The sequence below is a fragment of the Microbacterium sp. DWRC1-3 genome (assembly GCF_049896645.1).
Lineage (GTDB): Bacteria > Actinomycetota > Actinomycetes > Actinomycetales > Microbacteriaceae > Microbacterium > Microbacterium maritypicum.
This window is the reverse complement of sequence record NZ_JAFCUS010000001.1, coordinates 95,650-119,257: the sequence shown is the minus strand read 5'-3', so window position 1 is coordinate 119,257 and position 23,608 is coordinate 95,650. Positions and strand designations below refer to the sequence as shown.

The 23,608-nt window shown below is 69.2% G+C and carries 23 protein-coding genes; 8 read left to right on the top strand and 15 right to left on the bottom strand.

Features of this window, described 5'->3' with window-relative positions; all coding sequences use genetic code 11:
• Positions 1–27: 27 nt before the first annotated feature.
• The 3 genes from ACP699_RS00560 to ACP699_RS00550 all read right to left on the bottom strand — a co-directional run bounded on the left by ACP699_RS00560 (position 28) and on the right by ACP699_RS00550 (position 1,845).
• A complete protein-coding gene (locus tag ACP699_RS00560) occupies positions 28–573 on the bottom strand; it encodes a MerR family transcriptional regulator (RefSeq protein WP_055867298.1) in 546 nt (181 codons plus the stop codon).
• A gap of 100 nt (positions 574–673) precedes the next feature.
• Positions 674–1,360: a MerR family transcriptional regulator gene (locus ACP699_RS00555; RefSeq protein WP_055867295.1), complete on the bottom strand. Its 687-nt coding sequence runs from the start codon at positions 1,358–1,360 to the stop codon at positions 674–676.
• Positions 1,360–1,845, bottom strand: a complete 486-nt coding sequence (locus ACP699_RS00550) for an FHA domain-containing protein (RefSeq protein ID WP_017830205.1) — start codon at positions 1,843–1,845, stop codon at positions 1,360–1,362. The genes ACP699_RS00555 and ACP699_RS00550 overlap by 1 nt, the downstream gene beginning before the upstream one ends.
• Before the next feature lie 100 nt (positions 1,846–1,945).
• On the opposite strand from ACP699_RS00550, the gene ACP699_RS00545 reads away from it, so the two are divergent.
• Together ACP699_RS00545 and lpdA are read left to right on the top strand one after the other, a co-directional pair.
• Positions 1,946–2,593: a copper resistance CopC family protein gene (locus ACP699_RS00545; protein ID WP_055867292.1), complete on the top strand. Its 648-nt coding sequence runs from the start codon at positions 1,946–1,948 to the stop codon at positions 2,591–2,593.
• A 9-nt stretch (positions 2,594–2,602) separates the two neighbouring features.
• Entirely contained in the window at positions 2,603–4,000 is a 1,398-nt protein-coding gene (lpdA, locus tag ACP699_RS00540; protein ID WP_017830203.1) for a dihydrolipoyl dehydrogenase, read from the top strand.
• A gap of 66 nt (positions 4,001–4,066) precedes the next feature.
• On the opposite strand, the gene ACP699_RS00535 is transcribed toward lpdA, so the two are convergent.
• The 6 genes from ACP699_RS00535 to ACP699_RS00510 form a co-directional block, all read right to left on the bottom strand.
• Positions 4,067–5,188: an FAD-dependent oxidoreductase gene (locus tag ACP699_RS00535; RefSeq protein WP_426168299.1), complete on the bottom strand. Its 1,122-nt coding sequence runs from the start codon at positions 5,186–5,188 to the stop codon at positions 4,067–4,069.
• On the bottom strand, positions 5,175–5,900 hold the full coding sequence (locus ACP699_RS00530) for a methyltransferase domain-containing protein (protein ID WP_426168296.1): 726 nt from the start codon (positions 5,898–5,900) through the stop codon (positions 5,175–5,177). The genes ACP699_RS00535 and ACP699_RS00530 overlap by 14 nt, the downstream gene beginning before the upstream one ends.
• Complete coding sequence (locus ACP699_RS00525; RefSeq protein WP_426168293.1) at positions 5,897–7,057, bottom strand: type III polyketide synthase; 1,161 nt, start codon at positions 7,055–7,057, stop codon at positions 5,897–5,899. Before ACP699_RS00525 ends, ACP699_RS00530 begins: the two co-directional genes overlap by 4 nt.
• A 62-nt stretch (positions 7,058–7,119) precedes the next feature.
• The gene (locus ACP699_RS00520; protein WP_055872318.1) at positions 7,120–7,734 is read right to left on the bottom strand and encodes a CYTH domain-containing protein; all 615 of its coding nucleotides are present in this window, start codon (positions 7,732–7,734) and stop codon (positions 7,120–7,122) included.
• Complete coding sequence (locus tag ACP699_RS00515) at positions 7,727–7,939, bottom strand: hypothetical protein (protein WP_017830198.1); 213 nt, start codon at positions 7,937–7,939, stop codon at positions 7,727–7,729. Before ACP699_RS00515 ends, ACP699_RS00520 begins: the two co-directional genes overlap by 8 nt.
• 49 nt (positions 7,940–7,988) lie before the next feature.
• Positions 7,989–8,459, bottom strand: coding sequence for a prepilin peptidase (locus tag ACP699_RS00510; RefSeq protein ID WP_055872317.1), 471 nt, complete (start codon positions 8,457–8,459; stop codon positions 7,989–7,991).
• A 126-nt stretch (positions 8,460–8,585) separates the two neighbouring features.
• Here ACP699_RS00510 and ACP699_RS00505 point away from each other — a divergent pair, with 126 nt between their 5' ends.
• From ACP699_RS00505 to ACP699_RS00495, 3 genes are read left to right on the top strand one after another with little or no spacing between them, the layout of a single operon-like run.
• Positions 8,586–9,374, top strand: a complete 789-nt coding sequence (locus tag ACP699_RS00505) for a hypothetical protein (RefSeq protein ID WP_426168287.1) — start codon at positions 8,586–8,588, stop codon at positions 9,372–9,374.
• Complete coding sequence (locus ACP699_RS00500; protein ID WP_426168284.1) at positions 9,371–10,909, top strand: DNA polymerase Y family protein; 1,539 nt, start codon at positions 9,371–9,373, stop codon at positions 10,907–10,909. The genes ACP699_RS00505 and ACP699_RS00500 overlap by 4 nt, the downstream gene beginning before the upstream one ends.
• Positions 10,909–14,376 (top strand): error-prone DNA polymerase, encoded by a 3,468-nt coding sequence (locus tag ACP699_RS00495; protein ID WP_426168281.1) that lies wholly within the window; start codon positions 10,909–10,911, stop codon positions 14,374–14,376. The genes ACP699_RS00500 and ACP699_RS00495 overlap by 1 nt, the downstream gene beginning before the upstream one ends.
• A gap of 14 nt (positions 14,377–14,390) precedes the next feature.
• On the opposite strand, the gene ACP699_RS00490 is transcribed toward ACP699_RS00495, so the two are convergent.
• The 3 genes from ACP699_RS00490 to ACP699_RS00480 form a co-directional block, all read right to left on the bottom strand.
• Entirely contained in the window at positions 14,391–14,774 is a 384-nt protein-coding gene (locus ACP699_RS00490) for a hypothetical protein (RefSeq protein WP_055867259.1), read from the bottom strand.
• 333 nt (positions 14,775–15,107) lie between these two features.
• Entirely contained in the window at positions 15,108–15,482 is a 375-nt protein-coding gene (locus tag ACP699_RS00485) for a DUF2255 family protein (RefSeq protein WP_426168276.1), read from the bottom strand.
• A 33-nt stretch (positions 15,483–15,515) separates the two neighbouring features.
• The gene (locus ACP699_RS00480) at positions 15,516–16,160 is read right to left on the bottom strand and encodes a TetR/AcrR family transcriptional regulator C-terminal domain-containing protein (RefSeq protein ID WP_055872314.1); all 645 of its coding nucleotides are present in this window, start codon (positions 16,158–16,160) and stop codon (positions 15,516–15,518) included.
• A 186-nt stretch (positions 16,161–16,346) separates the two neighbouring features.
• On the opposite strand from ACP699_RS00480, the gene ACP699_RS00475 reads away from it, so the two are divergent.
• Entirely contained in the window at positions 16,347–17,582 is a 1,236-nt protein-coding gene (locus tag ACP699_RS00475) for an MFS transporter (protein WP_426168272.1), read from the top strand.
• A complete protein-coding gene (locus tag ACP699_RS00470) occupies positions 17,579–19,168 on the top strand; it encodes an amidohydrolase (protein WP_426168269.1) in 1,590 nt (529 codons plus the stop codon). The genes ACP699_RS00475 and ACP699_RS00470 overlap by 4 nt, the downstream gene beginning before the upstream one ends.
• Before the next feature lie 32 nt (positions 19,169–19,200).
• Here ACP699_RS00470 and ACP699_RS00465 read toward each other — a convergent pair whose 3' ends face one another.
• A complete protein-coding gene (locus ACP699_RS00465; RefSeq protein WP_400645971.1) occupies positions 19,201–19,869 on the bottom strand; it encodes a FadR/GntR family transcriptional regulator in 669 nt (222 codons plus the stop codon).
• Between the two features lie 203 nt (positions 19,870–20,072).
• Between ACP699_RS00465 and ACP699_RS00460 the strand changes: the two genes are divergently transcribed.
• Positions 20,073–21,857: a 2-isopropylmalate synthase gene (locus tag ACP699_RS00460; RefSeq protein WP_426168265.1), complete on the top strand. Its 1,785-nt coding sequence runs from the start codon at positions 20,073–20,075 to the stop codon at positions 21,855–21,857.
• Positions 21,858–21,872: 15 nt separating this feature from the next.
• Here the strand turns inward: ACP699_RS00460 and ACP699_RS00455 are convergent, their stop codons facing one another.
• Together ACP699_RS00455 and ACP699_RS00450 are read right to left on the bottom strand one after the other, a co-directional pair.
• Positions 21,873–22,418, bottom strand: a complete 546-nt coding sequence (locus ACP699_RS00455) for a hypothetical protein (RefSeq protein WP_127482181.1) — start codon at positions 22,416–22,418, stop codon at positions 21,873–21,875.
• A gap of 46 nt (positions 22,419–22,464) precedes the next feature.
• A complete protein-coding gene (locus ACP699_RS00450) occupies positions 22,465–23,556 on the bottom strand; it encodes an ATP-binding protein (RefSeq protein ID WP_055867232.1) in 1,092 nt (363 codons plus the stop codon).
• Between the last annotated feature and the right edge of the window lie 52 nt (positions 23,557–23,608).

The following is a 23,608-nucleotide window of genomic DNA, read 5'->3' as shown; positions in this document are numbered from 1 at the left end:
CGGCCGTTTTCTGTATGACGCGAGAGGTCAGGCGGTGCGCTTGGTGCGACGCGCCGACAGTTCGTCGACGGGGTCGGGAGCGGTCGCATCGAAGGCGACGAGCGTCGACTCGACCTCGCGGAGCACCTTGCCGACGGCGATGCCGAACACTCCCTGACCACGGCTGACGAGGTCGATGACCTCGTCGTTCGAGGTGCACAGGTAGACCGAGGCCCCATCGCTCATGAGCGTGGTGCCTGCGAGGTCACGGATGCCGGCGCGGCGGAGCTCGTCCACGGCCGTGCGGATCTGCTGCAGCGAGATGCCGGTGTCGAGAAGGCTCTTCACGAGCTTGAGGACGAGGATGTCCCGGAAGCCGTAGAGCCGCTGCGAACCGGAACCGCTCGCTCCGCGGACAGTGGGCTCCACCAGCTCGGTGCGTGCCCAGTAGTCCAGCTGTCGGTAGGTGATGCCGGCGGCACGAGCAGCGACAGCGCCGCGGTATCCGACCTCATCATCCATCGCGGGAAGACCGTCGGTGAAGAGGAGTTCGGGTACGAACCGCGGGTCGCCTGTGAGCTCATCCGCATTCATCTGAAATCCTCCCTGGAACGGTTATCTTCCACGGTAGAGCAGTGCCTGGGCACCGGCAATCACATCCGTGGGACGGCGAAGGTGTGTCGCAATCAGTTCGTTACGAAAGCACTCGCGAGAGCGCGTCCTTGACGAAGAGCGAGCGCACTTCATCGATGCGCGAGGCGAGCTCGGGGGCGAGCTCGCTGGCCTTCGCACGGGAGGCGGCGTCGGTCCTGCGCAGCAGCGCGGACATGGCCGATTCGATGAGGGCGACCTCGCGTTCGGCGCCCTGGCGCAGCGAGCGGAGGTGCCGCGGCTCGATGCCGTGACGATCCAGTCCGACGAGACCGCGCAGCAGCGTGACCGTCGCCTCGGGGTAGCTCTCCTGAGCGGTAATGACGCCGGTGCTGATCGCGTCGTTGAGAAGCTGGGGCCCGGCTCCGGCAGCAGCCAGGAGCTCGTCGCGGCGATAGCGGCGCGGGGTCGGAGCGATGGACGGCGGCGGCACGAGCGCGGTCGCATCCCCGCCGGCGTCGGCTTCATCGAGCTGTTCGCGGATCACGCTCAGCGGCAGGTAGTGGTCGCGCTGCAGCGTGAGCCCGAGACGCAGCCGCTCGATGTCGGAGGCCGAGAACTTGCGGTAGCCGGACTCCGTGCGAGACGGGGTGACGATCCCCTGCACCTCGAGGAAGCGCAGCTTGCTGGAGGTCAGGTCGGGAAACTCCGGGGTGAGCCGTGCGAGCACCTGGCCGATACTCAGCAGGCCCGCGGACGCAGAGCGTTCGCGGGCGGGAGAGGCCGCCATCAGGCGTTCGCCGCCAGGCGGTCGTGCGGAGAGGCGAAGAAGTTCAGTCGGAACTTGCCGACACGGAGTTCTGAACCGTCCACCAGCGCGCTGCGGTCGACGCGCTCACCGTTGACGTACGTGCCGTTGAGCGAACGCTGATCGATGATCTCGAACGTCGACCCGGTGCGAGTGATCTCCGCGTGACGACGCGAGACCGTCACGTCGTCGAAGAAGATGTCGGCCTCGGGGTGACGGCCGACGGTCGTCACGTCGGTGTCGAGAAGGTATCGCGCTCCGGCGAGAGCGCCGGAACGGACCAGCAGAAGCGCCGATCCCGCGGGCAGAGCGGCGATCGCCGTCTGCTCGACGTCGGTGAGTTCCACTCCGAACGGCACGAACGACAGATCGGAATCATGTCCGAACGTCTGCGTAACGTCGTGTCTCTGCTCACCGGAACGGTGGATCGCGGCTTCTCCGGCCGGTCGGCTGTCGCTGTCAGTCACTGTGCCCTCCTGATTGTCCAGACTAACGGATGCCGAGCCGCTCGCGGGAGGCCGCTTTCACACTCAGCGGTCCCATACCGAGGATTCATAGGCTGTACTCGTGAAGACCAAAGCTCTGAGCCGCTCGGCTGCCCCGATCGCCCTCGCCGCGACACTGCTCGCCGCCTTTCTCGTTCTCCTCTCCCCGGTTTCGGCTTCGGCGCACGACGCGCTCGTCTCGTCGTCGCCGGCGGCTGATGAGTCGGTCGACGTCGTGCCCGCCACGCTGACGCTCACCTTCAGCGCGAAGCTGATCGGCGGTGAAGGCTCCACCGAGGTGGTCGTGACCGACCCCGACGGCAACCAGGTCACCGACGGCCCGGCGGCCGTCGACGGCGCGATCGTCACCCAGCCGCTGAAGGGATCGGGACCGGCCGGCGCCTACCACGTGATCTGGAAGGTCGTCTCCAGCGACGGGCACCCCACGTCGGGCGAGTACTTCTTCACGGTGACGGTCGGCGACGCAGCGACCACGGATGAACCCACCGCGGCACCGACGACGGCCGCGCCCACCGCGGAGCAGACCGCCGCTCCCGAGGTCACCAGCGCGCCGAGCACGGACGCAGACGACTCCGCCGGCACCTCCGCGGCGATCTGGATCGTCTCGATCGTCGCCGTCCTGGTCGTCGCCGGCGTGGTCGTCTGGATCGTCATGAGCCGCCGTCGCGGCACGACTCCGACCGATTCCGACCCGTCCTCCGAGCGATAGGCTTAAGGCATGCCACACTACGACGTCGTCATCCTTGGTGCAGGTCCTGGCGGATACGTCGCTGCGGTTCGCAGCGCGCAGCTCGGTCTCTCCACCGCCATCATCGAGGAGAAGTACTGGGGCGGTGTCTGCCTCAACGTCGGCTGCATCCCCTCCAAGGCGCTCCTGAAGAACGCGGAGCTCGCACACACCCTGAACCACAAGGCGGAGTTCTTCGGTATCTCCGGCGAGTTCACGATCGACTTCGGCAAGGCCTTCGACCGCAGCCGTGAGGTCGCAGAGGGCCGTGTCAAGGGCATCCACTTCCTGATGAAGAAGAACAAGGTGACCGAGTACAACGGTCGCGGCACCTTCACCGGTCCCAAGGCGATCTCGGTCGCCAAGGCCGACGGCCAGGTCGAAGAGGTCACCTTCGACAACGTCATCATCGCCACCGGCTCCAAGGTCCGTCTGCTGCCGGGTGTCACGCTCAGCGAGAACGTCGTGACGTACGAAGAGCAGATCATGACCCGTGAGCTGCCCGAGTCGATCGTCATCGTCGGCGCCGGCGCCATCGGCATGGAGTTCGCCTACGTCCTGACGAACTACGGCGTCAAGGTCACGATCATCGAGTTCCTCGACCGTGCGCTGCCCAACGAGGACGCCGATGTGTCGAAGGAGATCACGAAGCAGTACAAGAACTACGGCGTCGACATCCTCACGTCGACCAAGGTCGAGTCGGTCGTCGACAACGGCTCCTCCGTCACCGTCACCTACACCGGCAAGGACGGGCAGCAGAGCTCGATCGAGGCCGGTAAGGTGCTCATGTCGGTCGGATTCGCCCCGAACATCGAGGGCTTCGGCCTCGAGAACACCGGAGTGAAGCTGACCGAGCGCGGCGCCATCGACATCGACGACCACATGCGCACCAATGTCGAGGGCATCTACGCCATCGGCGACGTGACCGCCAAGCTGCAGCTCGCCCACGTGGCCGAGGCTCAGGGCGTCGTCGCTGCCGAGACGATCGGCGGCGCGGAGACCCAGACGCTGGGCGACTACCGCATGATGCCGCGTGCGACGTTCTGCTCTCCGCAGGTCGCGTCGTTCGGTCTCACCGAGCAGCAGGCCAAGGACGAGGGGCGCGAGATCAAGGTCGCCACCTTCCCGTTCATGGCGAACGGCAAGGCGCACGGCCTCGGCGAGCCGGTCGGCTTCGTCAAGCTGATCGCCGACGCAGAGCACCTCGAGCTCATCGGCGCCCACATGATCGGCCCGGACGTGTCGGAGCTCCTGCCCGAGCTGACGCTGGCTCAGAAGTGGGATCTGACGGCGCTGGAGCTGGCCCGCAACGTGCACACGCACCCGACGCTGTCGGAGGCGCTGCAGGAGGGCTTCCACGGCCTCGCCGGCCACATGATCAACTTCTGATCTCATCCTCCCGAAGGCCCGGTCCGCGATACGCGGACCGGGCCTTCGTGTGTCCCGGAACCTGGGTCAGAGACCGCGCATCGTGAGCAGCCCCGCCGTCCACCCGCGCAGCGGCGCGGATCCGAGCGCCCGCATCAGCAGTTCCCTGCCGCGCACGATCGTGGCGGATGCCGGAGCACCCATCGACATGTAGAACGACGAGCGGCGCTGCGCCCGCGCCACCGATCGGTGCGCCTCTCGCGCGAACGCCGAGAAGTCGGGGGTCCGGCTCGGCAGCACCCGTGCGAGCTCTGCGGCGAGACGGACGGCATCCACCCATCCGAGGTTCATCCCCTGCCCGCCGATCGGGCTGACCTCGTGCGCGGCGTCGCCGAGGAGCACGATCCTCCCCCGATGCAGCCTCGTCGCCGTGTGCTGCGCGGCGACGAACGACGCGGGTTTCAGGTCGGGTGCGAGTTCGAGGTCGATTCCCGTGCGCATCTGGATCGCCGCCCGGAAGTCCTCGATGCTGCCGAGGACACCGCTCCCCGTATCCCGCACCACCCATCGCCGGCGCCCGCCCGGGAGGGGGAACGACTCGACGAGACCCTCCGGTTCGCAGTGCAGCACGGCACGTGCGTCCGGTGTCGCATCGACCGCGTCTGCCATGGCATAGGAGGCGCGTCCCGCGCGGGGGCGCCACCCGGCACCCACCTCGTCGCGGAATCGACTGCGCACGCCGTCCGCGACGACGACGACGCTGGCCGAGAGCTCGTGCGGACCCTCGGCGGAGTCGGCCGTGACCCGCACGGCATCCGCGCTCTGGCAGATGCTGCGCACGGTGCATCCGCAGATCAATGCGTCCGCGGAGAGCGAGTGCAGCCGGGCGCGCAGCAGGGCGTCCGTTCGCGGCTGCGGAAGGATCAGGACCGGGCGATCAGGGGCGAAGGTCAGCGACGCCAGACTCCGTCGACGGCTGCGCACCTCGCCGCCCTCGAGCCGCAGCGCCTCCGCCCGCACCGCGGTGCCGATGCCTGCGGCATCCAGCGCTTCGAGCCCCGGGCGGTGGATGCCGATGGCCCTGGTCCGATCGTCGGCGTACGTTCGGCGTTCGCAGACCGCGACCCGCACCCCGTCCTGCACCAGCAGACAGGCCAGCAGCAGGCCGACCGGCCCCGCGCCGACGATCAGCACGTCATGGTCGGGCATGATCACCCCCCCACCGCAGTTCCAGACGAGAGGGCACACCCCCGCGGACGGTCCACCCGGCAGGGGCGATCGCGGCGAGCTCGGCGGCTGTGTACGAGCGGCGGATGCTGATGAGGCCGTCCTCGCGGATGAACGAGTCCGCCAGCAGCGTGGTCGAGATGGTCCAGGTGGCCGCGGCGAACAGCGCGTAGGCGGTGCGGCTGCGTGCGATGTCATGATGCGACACCAACCCGCCCGGAGTGACGAGCTGCACGGAATCGCTGAGCACGGTCGTGAGTTCGGCGTCATCGAGATGGTGCAGCACGTGATTGGACAGCACCACGTCGTAGGTCTCGCCCGCGGCCACGAGTTCGGTCGTCAGGGCGCGGCGATACCGGATGCCCGCGCCGCCGTCGTGCGCCGACGCCCAGCGGATAGCCCGCTCGTCCGCGTCGAGAGCGGTGATCTCCGCGTCGAGACCGTCCTGACGCAACCGCCAGGCGAGCAGCCGGCAGAGGTCTCCCCCGCCCGCCCCGACGTCGAGGATCCGCAACGGCCGGGAGCGCTGCGCGCGCGGTCGGATGTCGCGTCGGTACAGGGCCCCCGGCCGGGAGACCAGGGCGTTCACGAACCCGAACCGTCCGTAGGTCCGCGCCAGCATCCGTACGTCGGCGTGCGGATCGTCCATCAGCTCGCGAGCCTCGGCGTCCCGCGTCGTGAGGTCCGGCCTCATGACCCGGGCGAGGCGACGACGGTCATCAGCGCGCTCTCCGCCGTCAGACCGGGACCGAACGCCATCGCGGAGACCCGGTCGCCGTCGCTCGCCCCCTCCACCTCCAGGATGCGCTTGAGGACGAACAGCACGGTCGCACTGGACATGTTGCCGTTCTCCCGCAGCACGTCCCTGGCCGGGCGCAGCTGCGCATCGCTGAGGTGTAGCCGCTCCTGCACCTTGTCGAGGATGCTCCGCCCGCCGGGATGGATGGCCCAGTGCTGGACCGCATCCCCCACGCTGCCGGCCTCGAAGGCCTCGCCGAGCCCCTCCTCGGCGCCGTACAGCGGCCGGAGCGCACCGATGATCGTCTCTCCGATGATCTGCGGGACGGCCGTGGAGAGGATCATCTCGAAACCGGTGTCGCCGATCGTCCAGGCCATGTCCTTCTCCCCCTCCGGCGCGATGGCGGTGTGGAAGCGGTCCAGGCGCAACCCGGTCGACGCAGACGGGAGATCGCGCGCGGTGACGATCCCGGCGGCCGCACCGTCGGCGAACAGGGACGACGCGACGATCGTGTCGGGATTCTCCGAGGAACGCAGGTGCAGAGTGCACAGCTCGACGCTCACGACCAGGACCACGGCGTTCTCATCCGCGGCGCAGAACTGACTCGCGGCCCGGAGCGCAGGCATCGAGGCGTAGCAGCCCATGAAGCCGAGGTGGAAACGCTGCACCGCGTCGGACAGCCCGAGCGCACGCACGATCTCGTACTCCGGCCCCGGGGCATGGAACCCTGTGCAGGAGACCGTGATGACGTGGGTCACATCGGCCGGCTCGAGGTCGGGGTCGGAGTCGATCGCCCGCCGGGCGGCCTCGACGAAGAGCTTCGTGGCCTCTCGGGCGTAGAAGTCGTTGCGCGCCTTGGTGCCGGGGGCGAGCAGCATCCCCGATCCGCGGTCGAAGAACACGGGGTCTGTCGCTTCGGAATCCAGCGACAGCTCGTCGATCACGGTGTGCCGGGTGTCGATGCCCGAGACGTTGAACGAGGTCGTGACGATGCGCTGCGCCAGCCGCCCGAGGCCGGGCTGCTGCGCGAAGACGTCACGCACCTGATCCTGGACGAGAACAGTATCGGGGACGATCGTCTGCAGCGATCGAAGCACAGGCGGTCGGCTCATGGTGCCACTCAAGCACTGCGCACCGCCCGGGGGGAAGGGGTTGCGCGCGACCGCGGTCTGCCCTAGAAGCCGAGCGCCCTGGCGAGCTTGGAGTCGGATGCCGATTCGCGGCCTCCGGCAGCCAGCACCGCCTGCTCCACCGCCGCGAAGAACGCGGTGCGTCCCGCCTCATCAGCCGGCGCCGCGGGCCCCAGCTCCATCTCCCACTCACGCCATTCGCGTTTCACGTTCTGGCGCAGGTCGCTCGCTCGCACCCGGTCGTCGACGAACTCGGCGACGACGCCGTCCGGGCCGGTGAGCAGATAGGCGGTGCGGTCGTTCTCGATGCGGGCGAGTGGGGTGAGCGGTGCGCTCGTCCACTCCGACACGGTCGTGGCGACCGCAGAGGGGAGCGCGTCGCCCTCCCCTAGAGGCCAGCCGAGCTCGAGTCGACCGTCTCCCTGTCGGGGACCTTTCACATGCCAGCCCTCGTCCGGCCCGCCGGTGCGACGACGCAATGCCACGCCGGCGCGCGAAAGCGTGCCGTCAGCAGTGTCGAAGTACTGGGCGTCCAGCGTGCGCAGCACACCGGGGCTGACCGCGTCGACGCCCGGGAGCGCCTCCCATCGCGGCAACGGGGTCTCCGGATCGACGTCGTACTTGCGCTCGACCTCGACCGTGCGGGAGGGCTCAGTCATCGTCGAGCGTGAGGTCCTCGAGAGACTCTTCGAACCAGTAGTCGATCTCCGTGGGGCCGTCGGCGGGGCCGGTGTTCTGCGGCTCGCCGCGGCGGTTGTAAACCACCTGCGTCTCGCTGTAGGGAACGATCAGCTTGTCGTCCGCGTCGCCGAGGGGGATGATCTGCCCGTCGAGCGGGCCGCCGTGAAGTCGTGCGAGTGCCATGTGCTCAGGGTAGCGCCGTCGTCGCGGTATCGGTGCAGGGCAGGCGGAATCAACCGAGGACGACACCGAGAAGGGCGCCGGCGATCATCCAGGGACCGAAGGCGATGCGGGTGGAGCCGTTCGCTCTCCGCAGCAGGATGAGCACGAGCGCGTAGAGCGCTCCCAGCACGAAGGCCGCGGCCGCCCCGATCGCGAGTGCCTGCCAGCCGTGCCAGGCCAGCACCAGCCCGATGACGGCGGCGAGCTTCACGTCTCCGCCTCCCATCCCTGCACGGCTGAGCGCCCGCAGCACCGCATAGAAGCTCCCGAGGATCACCATTCCCAGGAGGGCACGAACGAGCGGTGCCCCCTGCCCCGCGGCCAGGGCGTCGACGGCGACGAGCGCGAGCAGGCAGCCGAGCGTCGGCAGCACGATCCTGTTCGGGAGGCGATGCGTGCGGGCGTCGATCACGATGAGCCACGCGCCGACGCCGATCAGTGCGGCGTGCACGAGGGCGATGAGGGCGAGCCGGATGTCCATCCCCGCAGGTTAGGAGATCGGCGGACCTCGCTCCGACTCCCTGTGGAGAACCCCTGGCCGATGTCCGATGTACGAACTATCGTCATTCACGCGGGTTGTTATATTAGAATATATCTTCGAGAAAGGATGCAGGTGATCGGGCTCGATGCAATCGCCTCGCTCTCTCCGGCGGGCGACTCCCGCGCGGGAGAAGTGCTGCGCCTGCGTCGCGAGATCAACCGGATGCAACGACGGCGCAGCGAACATGCGCTGCTCCCCCTCGACCCCGCCTTCGCCGCGCTCCTTCCGGAGGAGGGACTGCAGACCGGCACCTCCTACACCGTCTCCCCCTCGCCGAGCCTCGTCCTCGCACTGCTCAGCGCCGCATCGCAGAAGGGGCTGTGGTGCGCCGTGGTGGGCATGCCGACCCTCGGCGTCGAAGCCGCCGCCGCTTTCGGCATCGACCTCGCACGCCTGATCCTCGTCCCCACCCCCGGAGACCGCTGGTTGGCGGCGACCTCCGCCCTGGCCGAGGTCGTGCCCCTGATCGTCGTGGCCCCGGGCGCCCGCGCACGAGACGCGGATGTCGCTCGGCTGAGCGCGCGCCTGCGCGACCGCGGGTGCACGCTCCTGGTCACCGAGTCTCCCGTCACCGAACGCTGGCCGCAGAGCGAGGGGACGATACGCCTGCACGATCCGCACTGGCACGGCCTCGGCGCCGGCTGGGGGCTGCTCTCCGACTGCACGGTGACGGTGACGGCGCAGACGCGGCACAGCCCCCGCCCGTCGAGCGTGCGGGTGCAGCTGCCGGGAGGACACGGGGCCGTCGAGGCCGTCGGGGTCGAGCTCGCTGCACTGCCCGCACGACCGGCGGAGTCCGTCACCTCACGCGAATCCGCACCACCGGAGCTCCTGCGATGGGCGGAAGCCGGATGAGCAGCCCGCTCCGCGTGCTCGTGCTGTGGTTCCCGGATTGGCCGATGCGGGCCGTCCTCGGCAGCGCGCCCCCGCATCCGCCCACCGCCCTGGTGCAGGCCAACACGATCGTCGCCTGCACCGCCTCCGCCAGAGAGCATGGTGTGCGCACCGGTCAGCGCCGCCGGGTCGCGCAGGGCCACCTCTCCTCGCTGCGTGTGCTCTCCCACGACCCCGATCGAGACGAACGCGCCTTCCTGCCGGTGCTGCACCTGATCGAGAAGCACGCCCCCGGAGTCACGCTGCTGCGCCCCGGGCTCGCGATCCTCCGCGCCAGGGGCCTCTCCCGCTATCACGGAGGAGAGGCGGAGGCCGCGGAAGCACTCACCGCCGTCCTGACGGAGGCCGGCTTTCCCGAGGTGCGCGTGGGTGTGGCCGATGGCCCGTTCACGGCCGAGATCGCCGCACGGGGTCCCATGCCCTGCACGGTCGTGCCGCCAGGAGGTTCACGGGAGTTCCTGGCGCCGTACCCCGTGCAGGTGCTGCGCGACGAGCAGGTCACCGGCCTCCTCGTGCGGCTCGGAGTGCGCACTCTCGGCGAGTTCACCGCCCTCGCACCGCTCGATGTGCGCGATCGTTTCGGCGAGCACGGTGCGCGCCTGCAGGCACTCGCCGCCGGCGCCGACTCCCGTCCGCTGACACCGCGCCCTCCCGACCCTGAGCTGGTGCGCAGCATCGAGTTCGACTCCCCGCTGGGCGGAACCGATCAGGTGGCGTTCGCTGTGCGTCAGACGGCGGATGCGGTGCTGCTCGCTCTCGGTGACGCCTCGCTCGTCTGCACGGAGGTGCGGATCGACCTGACCGACGACAACGGGGTGGTCTTCTCGCGGTCCTGGCTGCATCCGACCTGCTTCGACGCCTCCGACCTCGTCGACCGGGTGCGCTGGCAGTTGGAGGCGCTGGCCGCGCAGTCCGCGAAGGATCCGGTCGACGAGGCACGAGCGTTCGGCGGCATCGTGGCGGTGCGCATCATCCCGGCCGCCGTCGACGATGCCGCGCACCACCAGCCCGGCCTCTTCGGATCCGGCACCGATGAACGCCTGCACCATGCGGTCTCGCGCGTGCAGACCATGCTCGGCCACCAGGGCGTGGTCACAGCCGCTGTGGCGGGCGGCCGCTGGCTCGCCGATCGCCAGGTGCTCACCCCCTGGGGCGAGCGCACGGTACCCCCGCGCGACCCCGGATCCCCATGGCCGGGCAGCCTTCCCGACCCGCTGCCCGCCGAGGTGTTCCTGCCCCCGCGCCCCATCGGGGTGCTCGCCGCGGATGAGAGCACCATCAGCGTCGATGAGCGCGGGGCTCTCTCGGGCGAGCCCGCCCGCATCGACGGAGCCGCCGTGCAGGCCTGGGCCGGCCCCTGGCCGGTGCATGAGAGGCGCTGGACCTCCGGCGGTGGGAAGCGAGGGCATCGCCTCCAGATCATCGACGCCCACGACCGCGCGTGGCTGGTCTTCCACACCGGCGAGCGCTGGTGGGCCGAGGGGAGGTATCGCTGATGGGCTGGCACAATCCGCCCCTGTCCTGGAACGACCTGGAGCGCACCCTCAGTGGCGAGGAGTCACCCCCGTCGCCTCCTCCCGCCGCCGAGCCCCGGGGGCAGCGGACAGACGCAGGGCCGGTAAGCCATCGCCGCAAGCGCACCCCTCCCGTCGCCGTCCCCCGTCCCGAGAGCGCGGTCCCCTATGCCGAGCTGCACGCTCATTCGTCGTACTCGTTCCTCGACGGTGCCTCCTCCCCCGAAGACCTCCTCGCCGAGGCCGATCGCCTCGGGCTGACCGCTCTCGCCCTCACCGATCACGACGGCTTCTACGGCGCCGCGCGCTTCGCCGAGGTGGCTGATCTCATGGAGAGCCCGCTGCAGACGGTGTTCGGGGCAGAGCTGTCGCTCGACCTGCCCGCGCCGCAACGAGGCTCCGCCGACCCCGCCGGCGAGCATCTGCTGGTCCTCGCCCGAGGCATGGAGGGCTATCACCGGCTCTCGGGGGCCATCACCGCGGCACAGCTGCGCGGCGGTGAGAAGGGACGCCCGGTGTACGACCTCGACGATCTCGCCGCGCGTGCAGACGGGCACTGGACGATCCTGACCGGATGCCGCAAAGGTGCCGTGCGCCGCGGGCTCGAGGCGGGAGACGCGCGCGCCCCGTTGCGGTCGCTCGTCGATCTGTTCGGGAGCGACCACGTCGTCGTCGAGCTCTTCGACCATGGTGATCCCCTGGACACCCGTCGCAACGACGCCCTCGCCGAGCTCGCCGGTCGGATGCGACTGCCGATGGTCGCGACCAACAACGTCCATTACGCCACCCCTGCGCAGGCGTCGCTCGCCGAAGCCGTGGCCGCGGTCCGCGCGGTGCGCAGCATGGACGAGCTCGACGGCTGGCTGCCTGCGCACGGGGGCGCGCATCTGCGCAGCGGTGCCGAGATGTCGGCGCGCTTCTCACGCCACCCCGGAGCGATCTCGTACGGGCTCGAGCTGGCCGCGGCATCCGCCTTCCCCTTGCGCCTGGCGCGACCGGCACTGCCTCAGCAGAAGGTGCCGGCGGGGCACACACCGATGACGTGGCTGCGCCACCTGGTCTGGGAGGCCGTGCCGTCGAAGTACCCGCGAATGGACGACGACGGTCGCCACCGGATCGCCCGCGAGCTCGACGTGATCGAGGAGAAGGACTTCCCCGGGTACTTCCTCATCGTGCACGGCATCGTCACCGAGGCGCGCAGACGCGGCATCCTCTGCCAGGGGCGGGGGTCGGCTGCGGCGAGCGCGGTCTGCTACCTGCTGGGGATCACCGCGGTCGACCCGATCCTCTACCGCCTGCCGTTCGAGAGGTTCCTCGCGACCACGCGGACCGAGGAGCCCGACATCGACGTCGACTTCGACTCCGATCGCCGCGAGGAGATCATCCAGTGGGTGTATGCCGAGTACGGCAGGGAACGTGCGGCCCAGGTGGCCAACGTCATCCAGTACCGCCCGAAGAACGCGGTGCGCGACATGGCAAGAGCGCTCGGCCACTCCCCCGGTCAGCAGGACGCCTGGTCCCGTCAGGTCGATGGCTGGGGCGCCGGACTGGAACCCGTCGAGGGGCACGACATCCCCGAGAAGGTGCTCGCCTATGCCGGTGAGCTGTTGAAGGCCCCCCGGCATCTCGGCATCCACTCCGGCGGCATGGTGCTCACCGCCCGTCCCGTCGGCGAGGTCGTGCCTGTGGAGCACGCCCGTATGGAGAACCGCACGGTCATCCAATGGGACAAGGACGACTCGGCCTTCATGGGCCTGGTGAAGTTCGATCTGCTGGGGCTCGGGATGCTCGCCGCCCTTCAGCACTGCTTCGATCTGATCCGGGAGAGCACGGGCGAGGAGTGGACGCTCGAGACCATCCCCAAGGAGGAGCCCGCGGTCTACGACATGCTCTGCCGTGCGGATTCGATCGGGGTGTTCCAGGTGGAGTCGCGCGCGCAGATCGGGCTGCTCCCCCGCTTGCAGCCCCGGGCCTTCTACGACCTCGCCATCCAGATCGCCCTCATCCGCCCTGGCCCCATCCAGGGCGGCGCGGTGCATCCGTTCGTGCGGCGGAAGATGGCCAAGGATCGCATCGACGAGGAGAACCGGGAACGGGCGACTCGCGGCGAGGCGCCGGTGGAGTTCGCGATCCCCTACCCGCACAGCGATCTGGAGGACATCCTCAAGCGCACGCTGGGCATTCCGATCTTCCAGGAGCAGCTCATCCAGATGGCGACGGCGATCGGCGATTGCACGGCCGATGAGGCCGACCTGCTGCGTCGTGCCATGGGATCCAAACGCGGCCTGGAGAAGATCGAGAAGGTCAGGGACAAGCTGTACGCGGGGATGGCCAGGCGGGGCCTGGTGGATGAGGCCGCCGATCGCATCTACGCGCAGATCCAGGCATTCTCCAATTTCGGATTCGCCGAATCGCACTCCCTGTCGTTCGCTCTCCTCGTCTACGCCAGCTCCTGGGTGAAGCTGCACTACCCCGCAGCGTTCCTCGCCGGCCTCCTGCGCTCACAACCGATGGGCTTCTATTCCGCAGCGACCCTCACCGCGGATGCGCGGCGGCATGGGGTCGAGGTCCGACGTCCCGATCTGCACGTCTCGGGGGCGACGGAGACCCTGGAGCCGCTCGTCGACGGCGCCCCGCGAAGGCCGACGGGTCGGGACGGGTGCACCGCCGACCTGCAGCCGCCCGCGCTCCGCTTCGATCGGGATGCGCCGGACGAATCGGCCGCGCACCGCAGGGACGGGAACTCCGCGGTACGGCTGGGACTCAGCGGCATCCGTGGGATCGGTGTGCCGATGGCGGAGAGGATCGTCGCCGAACGCGACGCGAACGGCCGGTACCGGGATCTGAACGACCTGGTGCGGCGAACGGATGCCACCGCCGCACACGTGGAGGCTCTGGCCACCGCCGGCGCTTTCGAGTGTCTGGGCCTGGAGCGTCGCGAGGCCATCTGGCTGGCCGGCGCGGCGGCAGACGACCGCTCCCGGTTCCTGCCGGGGACGACGGTCGCCGTGCAGCCTCCGCTGTTCGCCGACCAGACCAGCTACGAGCGCCTCTCCGCCGACCTGTGGGCGACCGGTGTGTCGACCGACGATCATCCGATGGCGCACTTCCGCGAACAGCTGCGCGCCCGCGGTGTGCTGACGGCAGTCGACCTGCGCGGGCACGAGGTGGGTCGACGCATCGAGGTCGCCGGTCTCGTCACCCATCGTCAGCGACCGGCGACGGCCGCCGGGATCACCTTCGTGAACCTCGAGGACGAGAGCGGCCTGGTGAACATCGTCTGCTCCGCCGGGGTGTGGAACCGCTACCGCCGCGTCGCCAGGGATTCACCGGCGCTCATCATCCGCGGCATCCTGGAGCGATCCGCCGAGGGCGTGATCAATGTGCTCGCCGATGGCTTCGAGGACCTGCGCACCGGTCTCACGCACCGCTCCAGGGACTTCCGTTGAGGAGGACCCCCGACTCACCAGAAGCGCTCTGACTCCTCCATCGGAGGACGGTCGACTCCACCCCATCTGTCGGCTTCGGCCTTCGCGGCATCGGCAGCCGCGTCGGCTTCGCGCAGAGCGACCTTGGCGCCGGTCGGGCCGGGCCCGAGGGGATCGACGAGCAGCGTGGTGTGCGCGCCTGCGTCCCCCATCGTCACGGTGCACCGCAGGACTCGCCCGATCCAGCGGGAGAAGTCGCCGCTCGGGTCTTCTGCACGTCGGTAGCGGATCCCCGTGTCGAGGTCGACGAGGGTGAGGACCACCGGTTCATCGGTGAGCGGATCGGCCTGCTCCGTCACCTCGATGCGGTGGCCGTGAGCGATGGCGACCTGAGCGGAGAGCACGAGCAGTCTGTCCATGAGTCCACCCTAGGCACGCCCGTCAGGAAGGCAACAGGGCGTCCATGCGAGTAACATTCGTAGATTTCTTTGTCCCCCAAATGGCGGACAAGGGGATTAAGCGATATTCTGCTCGGGTAGCGGGGGCTACGAGGCTGATGGACTGGGGAATCAGCCGTGAGCGCAGCGAGATCTTCGCCGCCTCCCCTACCGTCCGGGAAGGGCGGTGAGCCCTCTCGACGGCACCGTCTGGGGCGGGTCATCGAGAGGGCCATTCTCCCCGGTGGGCCTGTCAGGCCACGACTCGCCGAGCAGAGCCCCGCCGAGCAGAGCCCTGTCGCGCAGAGTTCCGATTCAGTCGAGCGGGATGACCTCGAGCGTGTTGGACCGGACCGACTCCTGACCCATCTCGGGAGCGTACGGGCTGGGCGTGTACTTGCGGAGATACTCGGCATCGATCGCGGAGTTGATCGCCTCGTCGGTGATCCGCTCGAAGCGGACGTCCTTGGTGACGCCACCCGCTGAGACGCGGCCGCGCAGACTGGCGAGAGCCGGGGCGTACCACTTTCCCTCGAGCCCCGTGTAGGAGCGGACGAAGAGTCGCCCGTCGACGGCGACCGCCCAGATCCCGACCGTCTTCGGCGTCGTCCCGTCTTCGAGCTGCGCGGAGAGATCGAACATCTCCGGCTCGGCGATGCGCGCGAGCTCTTCAGTGTTCCAGGTCGTCATGAGTCCTCCTCGGTCGATACGGCAGAGTGCATGCTACGTCAGATCGCGCCCGGCCTCACGATCGACCGCGGGTGGGGCATCGATGAGACGCATGCGCAGCGAATCGAGGAGAAGACCGACGCCGAGTTCGAACGTGCGATCCGACCGGGCGGTCCCCCGTTCCGCGCCGTCGATGAGGCGACCGAGCGTGCGGGTCGGACCGCCGGGCTGCCAGACCTCGTCGGGAGATGCGAGATCGAGACCGAATCCGATCGCGAAGGCGTCGATCACCGCGATGACCGAGAGCACCTCGTCATCGGCGAATCCTCCGTCGACGAGCACGGAGGCGAGGTCGTCGTATGCGGCGATGACCGCCGGGTGCGTGATCGTCTTGCCCACGAGCAGCGGCACGAGCTGCGGATGATCCGCGTACATCCGACGCTGGGTGCGCAGCACGGTGAGCACGAACTCCTCCCAGTGCTCCCCCTGCCATTGGATGCGGTAGCCCTCCATGAGCTGTCCGCGCATGAGTTCGAGGATCCCCTCCATGCCGTCGACATGGTTGTAGAGCGACGACGGCCGCACTCCGAGCTCGCGAGCGATGGCGTTGACCCCGAACGGCTCGCCTGCTCTGGCCAGCGCGAGGCCCGCGGAGCCGATGATCTCCGGGGAAAGAAGCGGTGAGGAGGGCCTCGGCATCGGAAGCTCGCTTTCTCCGGATGACCGGATCGTGAAATTCGGGGTTCCGCGGAAACCCTCTCCTGTGCATAATAATGAACACCATTCGTTTACGAACACCATTCGTTTACGACGTCGTGCCCCATCCGATGCACGTCCGCCGACTTCCCCTCCGCGCACAATGCCGTGCCGACTCCCTGGAGCCCCATGACAACTCTCGATCTCCGCACGCGAATCCCCCTCCGATTCCCGACAGCGACGGCGACCTTCGCCGTCGGAATCGCGGGATACCTCGGCGTCAACCTGTCGCCCTACATGATCACCGCCGCGCAGACGGGGCTGGGCCTCGACATCCTCGCCGCCAGCTGGCTCGTCACCGCGACGCTCCTGCTCACGGCGGTGACGGGCCTGGCGATCGCCCCCCTGTGCGCCGGCGTGCATCGCCGGGCCGTCGCACGCGCGGGCCTCGGTCTCGCCGTGGTGGGCTTCACGATCGCGGCCCTCGTGCCCGCCGCCATGCTTCCGGGACTCCTCCTCGGCGGGGCCGGAGCCGGTGGCGCAGTCGCCGCGTCCGGGGCGGCGCTCGCGGCCTTCCGCAATCCGGACAGGGTCGCCGGCTTCAACGGGCTCGCGAACCGCGGCATCATCACGGTGGTACTCGCCGTGATCCCCCTGATCGGCCTCGCTCCGATCGATGTCTTCGGCGCCCTCGCGCTGTTCAACCTGATCGGACTCGTCGCCTCGGCGTGGCTCCCCGCCGCGCCGGTCGTCGCTCCGCAGGCGGGAGCGGCCGTCGCCGAGGCGATGCCGATCGAGATCCCCCCGACCGGGACGATCCGCACCTCTCCCGCCCGTTCGCGCACCGTCACCCTCGCCGGCTTCGGGCTCCTCCTCGTGTTCGCACTCTGGGCGGCCAGCGAGGATTCGCTCTGGGCGATGGCAGGCGTCATGGGCGCGGAGCAGGCCGGTTTGACACCCGAGGGACTCGGCATCGCGCTCAGCGGCGCCACGGCCGGCGGACTGCTCGGCTCACTGCTGCTGATGATCGTCGGAGCGCGCTTCGGGCGTGCCGTCCCCCTCGTGATCCTGCTGATCGCCGGCGGCGCACTCAAGATCGTGGAAGGGTTCGTGACCGACCCCACCACCTTCATCGTGGTGTTCATCGTCTGGAACTCCGTGTACGCGATCGCGTTCATGTACTTCGTGTCGACATCGGCGGCGCTCGACGCCGACGGCCGCTGGTCGGGCCCTCTGCTCGCCGTCTACCTCGTCGGTTCGGCACTCACTCCCGTCATCGGCGCCGCGCTCGTCGGCGCTCTCGGATACCAGGGCTTCGCGATCGCTCTCGGCGTCGCGAGTTTCGTCCTGGCCGTGCCCGCCGGGGCGATCGCCCTCGTATCGACGCGTCTGGAACGCATGACCGCACAGGAGATCGACGCATGACCCGCACCCTTTACCGCAACGGCCGCATCTTCACCGGCGACGAGTCGCGCTGGGCGGACTCCCTCGTCGTCGACGGCGAGGAGTTCATCCACGTCGGCACCGAGGACTCCGCGCCGCCCGCCGACACGGCGATCGACCTGGGAGGTCGCATCGTCCTTCCCGGCTTCACCGACGCGCACACCCACCTGCTCATGATGGGCGAGGCGCTCGGACAGGTCGGACTCACCGATGCGCACTCGCTCGAAGAGATCCAGCGCCGACTGCTCGCCGCGCGACGCACAGCGCCCGGCGTGCTGCGCGGACGCGGCTGGCTGTTCGACGCGATCCCCGGGGGCGAGCCGACCGCGGCCATGATCGATGAGGTCGTCGCCGACATCCCGGTCTACCTCGATGCGAACGACTACCACTCCTGCTGGGTGAACACGGCGGCCCTCGCCGAGCTGGGGATCACAAGAGACACCCCCGACCCGATCGGTGGACGCATCGCGCGCGACGCGCTCGGCGAGCCGACGGGGATGCTGTACGAGACGGCCGCGCAGCTGCACGCGTGGGCTCATCGTGACGCGACCACGACCGATGCCCAGCGGGACGCGGCGGTCGAGCGGGTCGTGTCCGCCTATCTCGCCGCCGGTGTGACCGGCGCTGTGGACATGGCCTTCGACGAGCTCGGGCTCGCCGCGCTCGGTCGAGCGGCCGAGCGCGATCGGCTCCCGCTGCGCATCGCCGCGCACTGGTTCGTCGCGAACACCGGAGACGACGCCGCGAACCTCGCACAGGTCAGACAGGCATCAGCCCACGCTTCGGGAACGACGGCGGGGGTACGGGTGCTCGGGATCAAGCTCGTGCTCGACGGCACGATCGACGCGTGCACGGCGGCCATGGGCACCCCCTATGCCGATGGCACCAACGCCGAGCCGATCTGGCCCGCCGAACGACTGCTGCCGGTCGTCGCGGCGGCCGATGCCGCGGGACTGCAGATCGCGATGCACGCGATCGGCGACGCGGCGAGCGCGCTCGCCCTCGATGCGATCGAGCATGCCATCTCCGTGAACGGCGAGCGCGCGCGCCGTCACCGGATCGAGCACCTCGAGTTCGCGGCGGCAGGGACGGCGGAGCGGATGGCTCGGCTGGGGGTGACGGCATCCATGCAACCCGTGCACGCCGACCCCGCGATCTTCGCCAACTGGACGGCACAGGTCGGCGACGAGCGCGCTGACCGCGCATTCGCCTGGTCGGAATACGAGGAGGCCGGTGCGCTTCTCGCCTTCTCGACCGATGCACCGACAGCGCCGCACGAGGCCCTCGCCAACATGTACGTCGCGGCCACCCGCGCCTCGGCTCTGGCTCCGGGTACACCGGCGGTTCACCCGGAACAGGCCCTCCCGCTCGAGCGAGCCATCGCGCACGCCACTCGGGATGCGGCGGCGTCGATCGGCGATGGGAGCTGGCGCGGTCGCATCGCGGTCGGCCACGCGGCAGACTTCGCCGTTCTCGACGTCGACCCGTTCGCGGCGGATCCGGCGACCCTGCTCACGACGCGGGTGGTCCGGACCGTGATCGCGGGCCGTACGGTGCACGAGGTCTAGTGCTCGGCAGCCCCTCACACTCCGGCGGCGCGTCACGCCAGCGCGTCACGCAGGGCGAGGAGATGAGCGCGGCTGCGCGCTGATGCGGCTGATTCATCACGGTCGGCGATCGCTTCCACCTGCTCGGCATGGGCGTCGTGGTCGGCATCGTCGCCGAACTCGCGACGGAGGCGGAGCATCTCGATCATGGACTCGCGCAGCCGGGGGGTGAAGCTGTCGAACAGATCGAGGAGAACGGGGTTGTGCGAGGCGGCGACGATCGTCCGATGAAACGCGGTGTCGGCATCGACATGGCTTTCGATGTCGGACCGCTGCGCTCCACGATCGGCGAGGGCGCGACGGATGCTGCGCAGGTCTGCGGGGGTACGTCGCACGGCGGCGAGCGCCGCGGCTTCGGTCTCGATCGCGATACGCGCCTCGATCACCGCGGCGATGCCGGCCTTGCGCAGAACTGCGTCCCAGTCTTCCGGGGCGTCGAGCGCCGTCACGAACACGCCAGCGCCCTGTCGCGAGGCCAGCACCCCGCGCCCGGCGAGCTGGCGGATCGCCTCGCGCACGGTGGAGCGGCCGACGCCGAGCTGCGGGGCGAGCGTCGTCTCGCCAGGGAGCTTCTCCCCCAATGCCCATTCCCCGGCGCGGACGCGCTCCAGCAGAAGCTCCGCAGCCTGGTCCGCCAAGGGTGCACGTCTGACCTGTGCCATGCGTCGACTCCGCTCTCTCCACCTCAGATCATCTCATCCGACTAAATTTGTCTACTTGTCTGAGGAGTTGTGTTACAGTCTAGCCATGTTCTCGTCAGAGCACCTTCTTCTTCGCCGCCACGGCGGGGCGTAGCCGGACCGGCTCCCCGTCGTGGGGTCGAACGTGTGCCGGTCGCAACTCCCGACGAAGGACCCGCACCGCCATGACCACGACATCGTTCCCCCGCATCTGCACCCCCACCGGCCCCGTGCCCCTCCAGGCTCCCTCCTGGAACCGGCAACGACACTCCTCGATGCCGTCGCACCGCTATCGCGACGTCCACTCCCGGGTGGAGGTGCCCCAGACCGAGCGGGACTGGCCCGCGAATCGGCTGACCGCAGCCCCGCTGTGGGTGCCGGTCGATCTGCGCGACGGCAACCAGGCGCTCGCCGAGCCGATGGACCCTGCACGCAAGCGTCGCTTCTTCGAGCTGATGGTAACGATGGGCTACAAGGAGATCGAAGTCGGATACCCCTCGGCATCGCAGACCGACTACGACTTCGTCCGGCTGATCGCCGAGGGCGACATCGCCCCCGATGACGTCACGGTCGTGGTGTTCACTCCCGCGCGCCGGGACCTCATCGAACGCACCGTCGCGTCCATCCAGGGCATCGCCAATCCCGTCGTGATCCACATGTACACCGCGACCGCACCGACCTGGCGCAGCGTAGTGCTCGGCCGCGAGCGCGAAGACCTGAAGCAGCTGATCCTGGCAGGCGGACGCGATGTGTGGGAGCTCGCCGGAGACATGCCGAACGTGCGATTCGAGTTCTCCCCCGAGGTGTTCAACCTGACCGAGCCCGACTACGTGATCGAGATCTGCGACGCGATGACCGACCTCTGGCACGCCACGCCGGAGCGTCCGGTGATCCTCAACCTCCCGGCGACGGTCGAGGTCGCCACCCCGAATGTGTACGCCGACCAGATCGAGTACATGCACAAGAACCTCGCGCGCCGCGATGCCGTGATCCTCTCGGTGCACCCCCACAACGACCGCGGCACCGGCATCGCGTGCGCCGAGCTCGCGGTGCTGGCCGGAGCACAGCGGGTCGAAGGCTGCATCTTCGGCAACGGCGAGCGCACCGGCAACGTCGACATCGCCACTCTGGCCCTGAACCTGCATGCGCAGGGTGTGGATCCGATGATCGACTTCTCCGACATCGACGAGATCCGCCGCACGGTGGAGCACTGCAACCGGATCGAGGTGCATGCCCGTCACCCGTACGTCGGCGATCTGGTGCACACGGCGTTCAGCGGCACCCACCAGGACGCGATCAAGAAGGGCTTCGCCGAACACCGCGCCCGCGCGGCAGCCGAGGAACGCGAGGAGAGCGAGATCGAGTGGCGGGTCCCCTACCTGCCGATCGACCCCGCCGACATCGGCCGTGACTACGACGCGGTGATCCGCGTGAACTCGCAGTCGGGCAAGGGCGGCATCGCCTACCTGTTGGAGACCGAGTTCGGGATCGAACTGCCTCGTCGGCTGCAGATCGACTTCGCCCGACATGTGCAGCAGCACACGGACACGACCGGCACGGAGGTCACGGCGACAGAACTGTGGAGAGTGTTCGAAGAGGCCTACCTCCGCGCTGATGCCGACGCCGGCATCGCGATCACCTCGTACGATACCGCCGAGACCGACGGGGATTCCTGCACGCGGATCACCCTGCGCATCGACGGGCGCGAGCACACGACCACTCATCGGGGCGGCGGTCCGGTCGAGGCGCTCACCGCGGCGCTCGACGCTCAGAGCATCCGGATCGACGTCGTCAGCCTGCACCAGACCAGCGTGGGATCCGGCGCCGACAGCGAGGCGCTGACCCTCCTCGAACACCGCACTGCCGACGGTGGCGCCTGGTCGGCGGGGCGGGACCGGTCGGTCCTGTCGTCGACTTTGTCCGCGGTGATCGCGGCAGCCAACCGCATCAGGGCGGACCAGACGGCCTGACGCGTCGCGCCCGACTCAGTGCACGAGGGCCTTGAGGACCACGAACACGAGCCCGAAAGACGCCGTGCCCAGCGCGCCGAGAATGCGCGTGAGGAAGGGGCTGCCCCGACGGAGGAAGGCCACGTAGCCGAGGAAGGCGAGGATGACGACGCCCGACCAGAGGGCGAGATCGTTCGCGAGCCCGTCGGGCATGGCGCGGGTCGTGCCGGCCAGGAGGAACACCGCCGGCACCGTGGCGGAGCTGAGCATGCCCAGGGAGTGCTTCACCGAGGCCGCGAACGCCGCGCGCACGCCCACGGTCTCGCCCTGTTCGCGCTCGTCCCGATCGCTGACCCTGGCCACGGTGCCGGCATAGACATGTGCGCCCCAGAACACCAGCACGGTGACGGCGACGGTCACGAGCACCACCAGTGATGTCTCCCCGTGCGCCGAGGACACCGCCACCAGACCGCTCACGAGAATCGTGCCGTAGACGGCAGCCTCCGTGCCGAATCCCGACCGCAGCGCCTGATGCACCCGGAGGATCCCGTCGTCCGCAGCCGTTCTCCGCCTGTCCGTCACCGCCGTCCCTCCCGATCCTCGGCGCCGTCGCCGCATCCGAGTCCCCTCATCCCTCGACGCGCAGCGGGACCTTCACGTCGCCTCCTGCCTCCTCGGTGATCCGCTCCCCCATCTGCACGAAGGTCGGGGCCGCGATGAAGCCCCCGGCGAACAGGGCCTGCCCCTGCACGAAGTCCGCCGACCTGCGGATGGCGTCCTCAGAGGCGAAGCCGAAGACCTCGGCCAGCTCGGCGAGGTCCCGCGGTGCGTTGACGCGCATCAGCGCGAGGTTGTCGCACTGCGAGAGCACATTGGGGTGGATCTTCGTCGGTCGCTGCGTGGAGAGCAGCAACCAGAGCCCGAACTTGCGTCCCTCGGCGGCGATCTGCACGAGTTGCTCGGTGAGAGCGCGCTCGACCGCCGTCTCCGGGTTCGGCGAGCACAGGTTGTGAGCCTCATCGATGACGATCAGGACGGGTCGACGCTCCTCACGATGCGCCCAGAGGTGCTCGAGCACGGCGAGGGCGGCGACTTTCGGCTCCGCGGGGTGTTCGAATCCGCCGAGATCGAGCACGGTCGCCCGCGGGCGCTCTTCGATCACGTCGACGACCGATCCTGCACCGCGCGACCACAGTGCCCACTCCAGCACCTGCAGGTTCTCCATCCGGTTCGCCAGCCGCACCCGTGCGGGGTCTCCCGATGCGCGCAGCCCCGGGAGCATGTTCCGTCCGTCGAAGGTACGAGCGTCTCGCTCCTCGTGCAGAAGGGCGTTGTACTCCTCCGCATCCGCGATCGGGTCCATCTGCAGAACGGCCGCTTTCGACGCCGGGGCGAGATCGACGTAGCGCACGTGCAGACGCTCGCCCTCGCCGGCACCGGAGCGAAAGACGCGGATGTCGAGTTCCGCCATCCGGTCCGCATCCACCACGCCTGCAGAAGCACGCGTCTCCGGCAGGCGTGTGAAGTCGCCGTTCGGGTCGAGGATGAGCATCGGCAGCTCGGTGTGCAGCAGGAGCTGCTCGAGCACGACACCGAGCGCATAGGTCTTGCCGCTGCCGCTCTGCCCGACCCAGAAGGTGTGCCGGTTGAAGCGTCGCGCATCGAGGTCGACCGACGCGTCGGGGTCCTCGAGCGCCGCTCCGATGGTGAGGTTCGTCATCACTCCGATAGGCCTTTCACTGTCGTCATCGTTCTGCCCGGCCGAGGCGCCT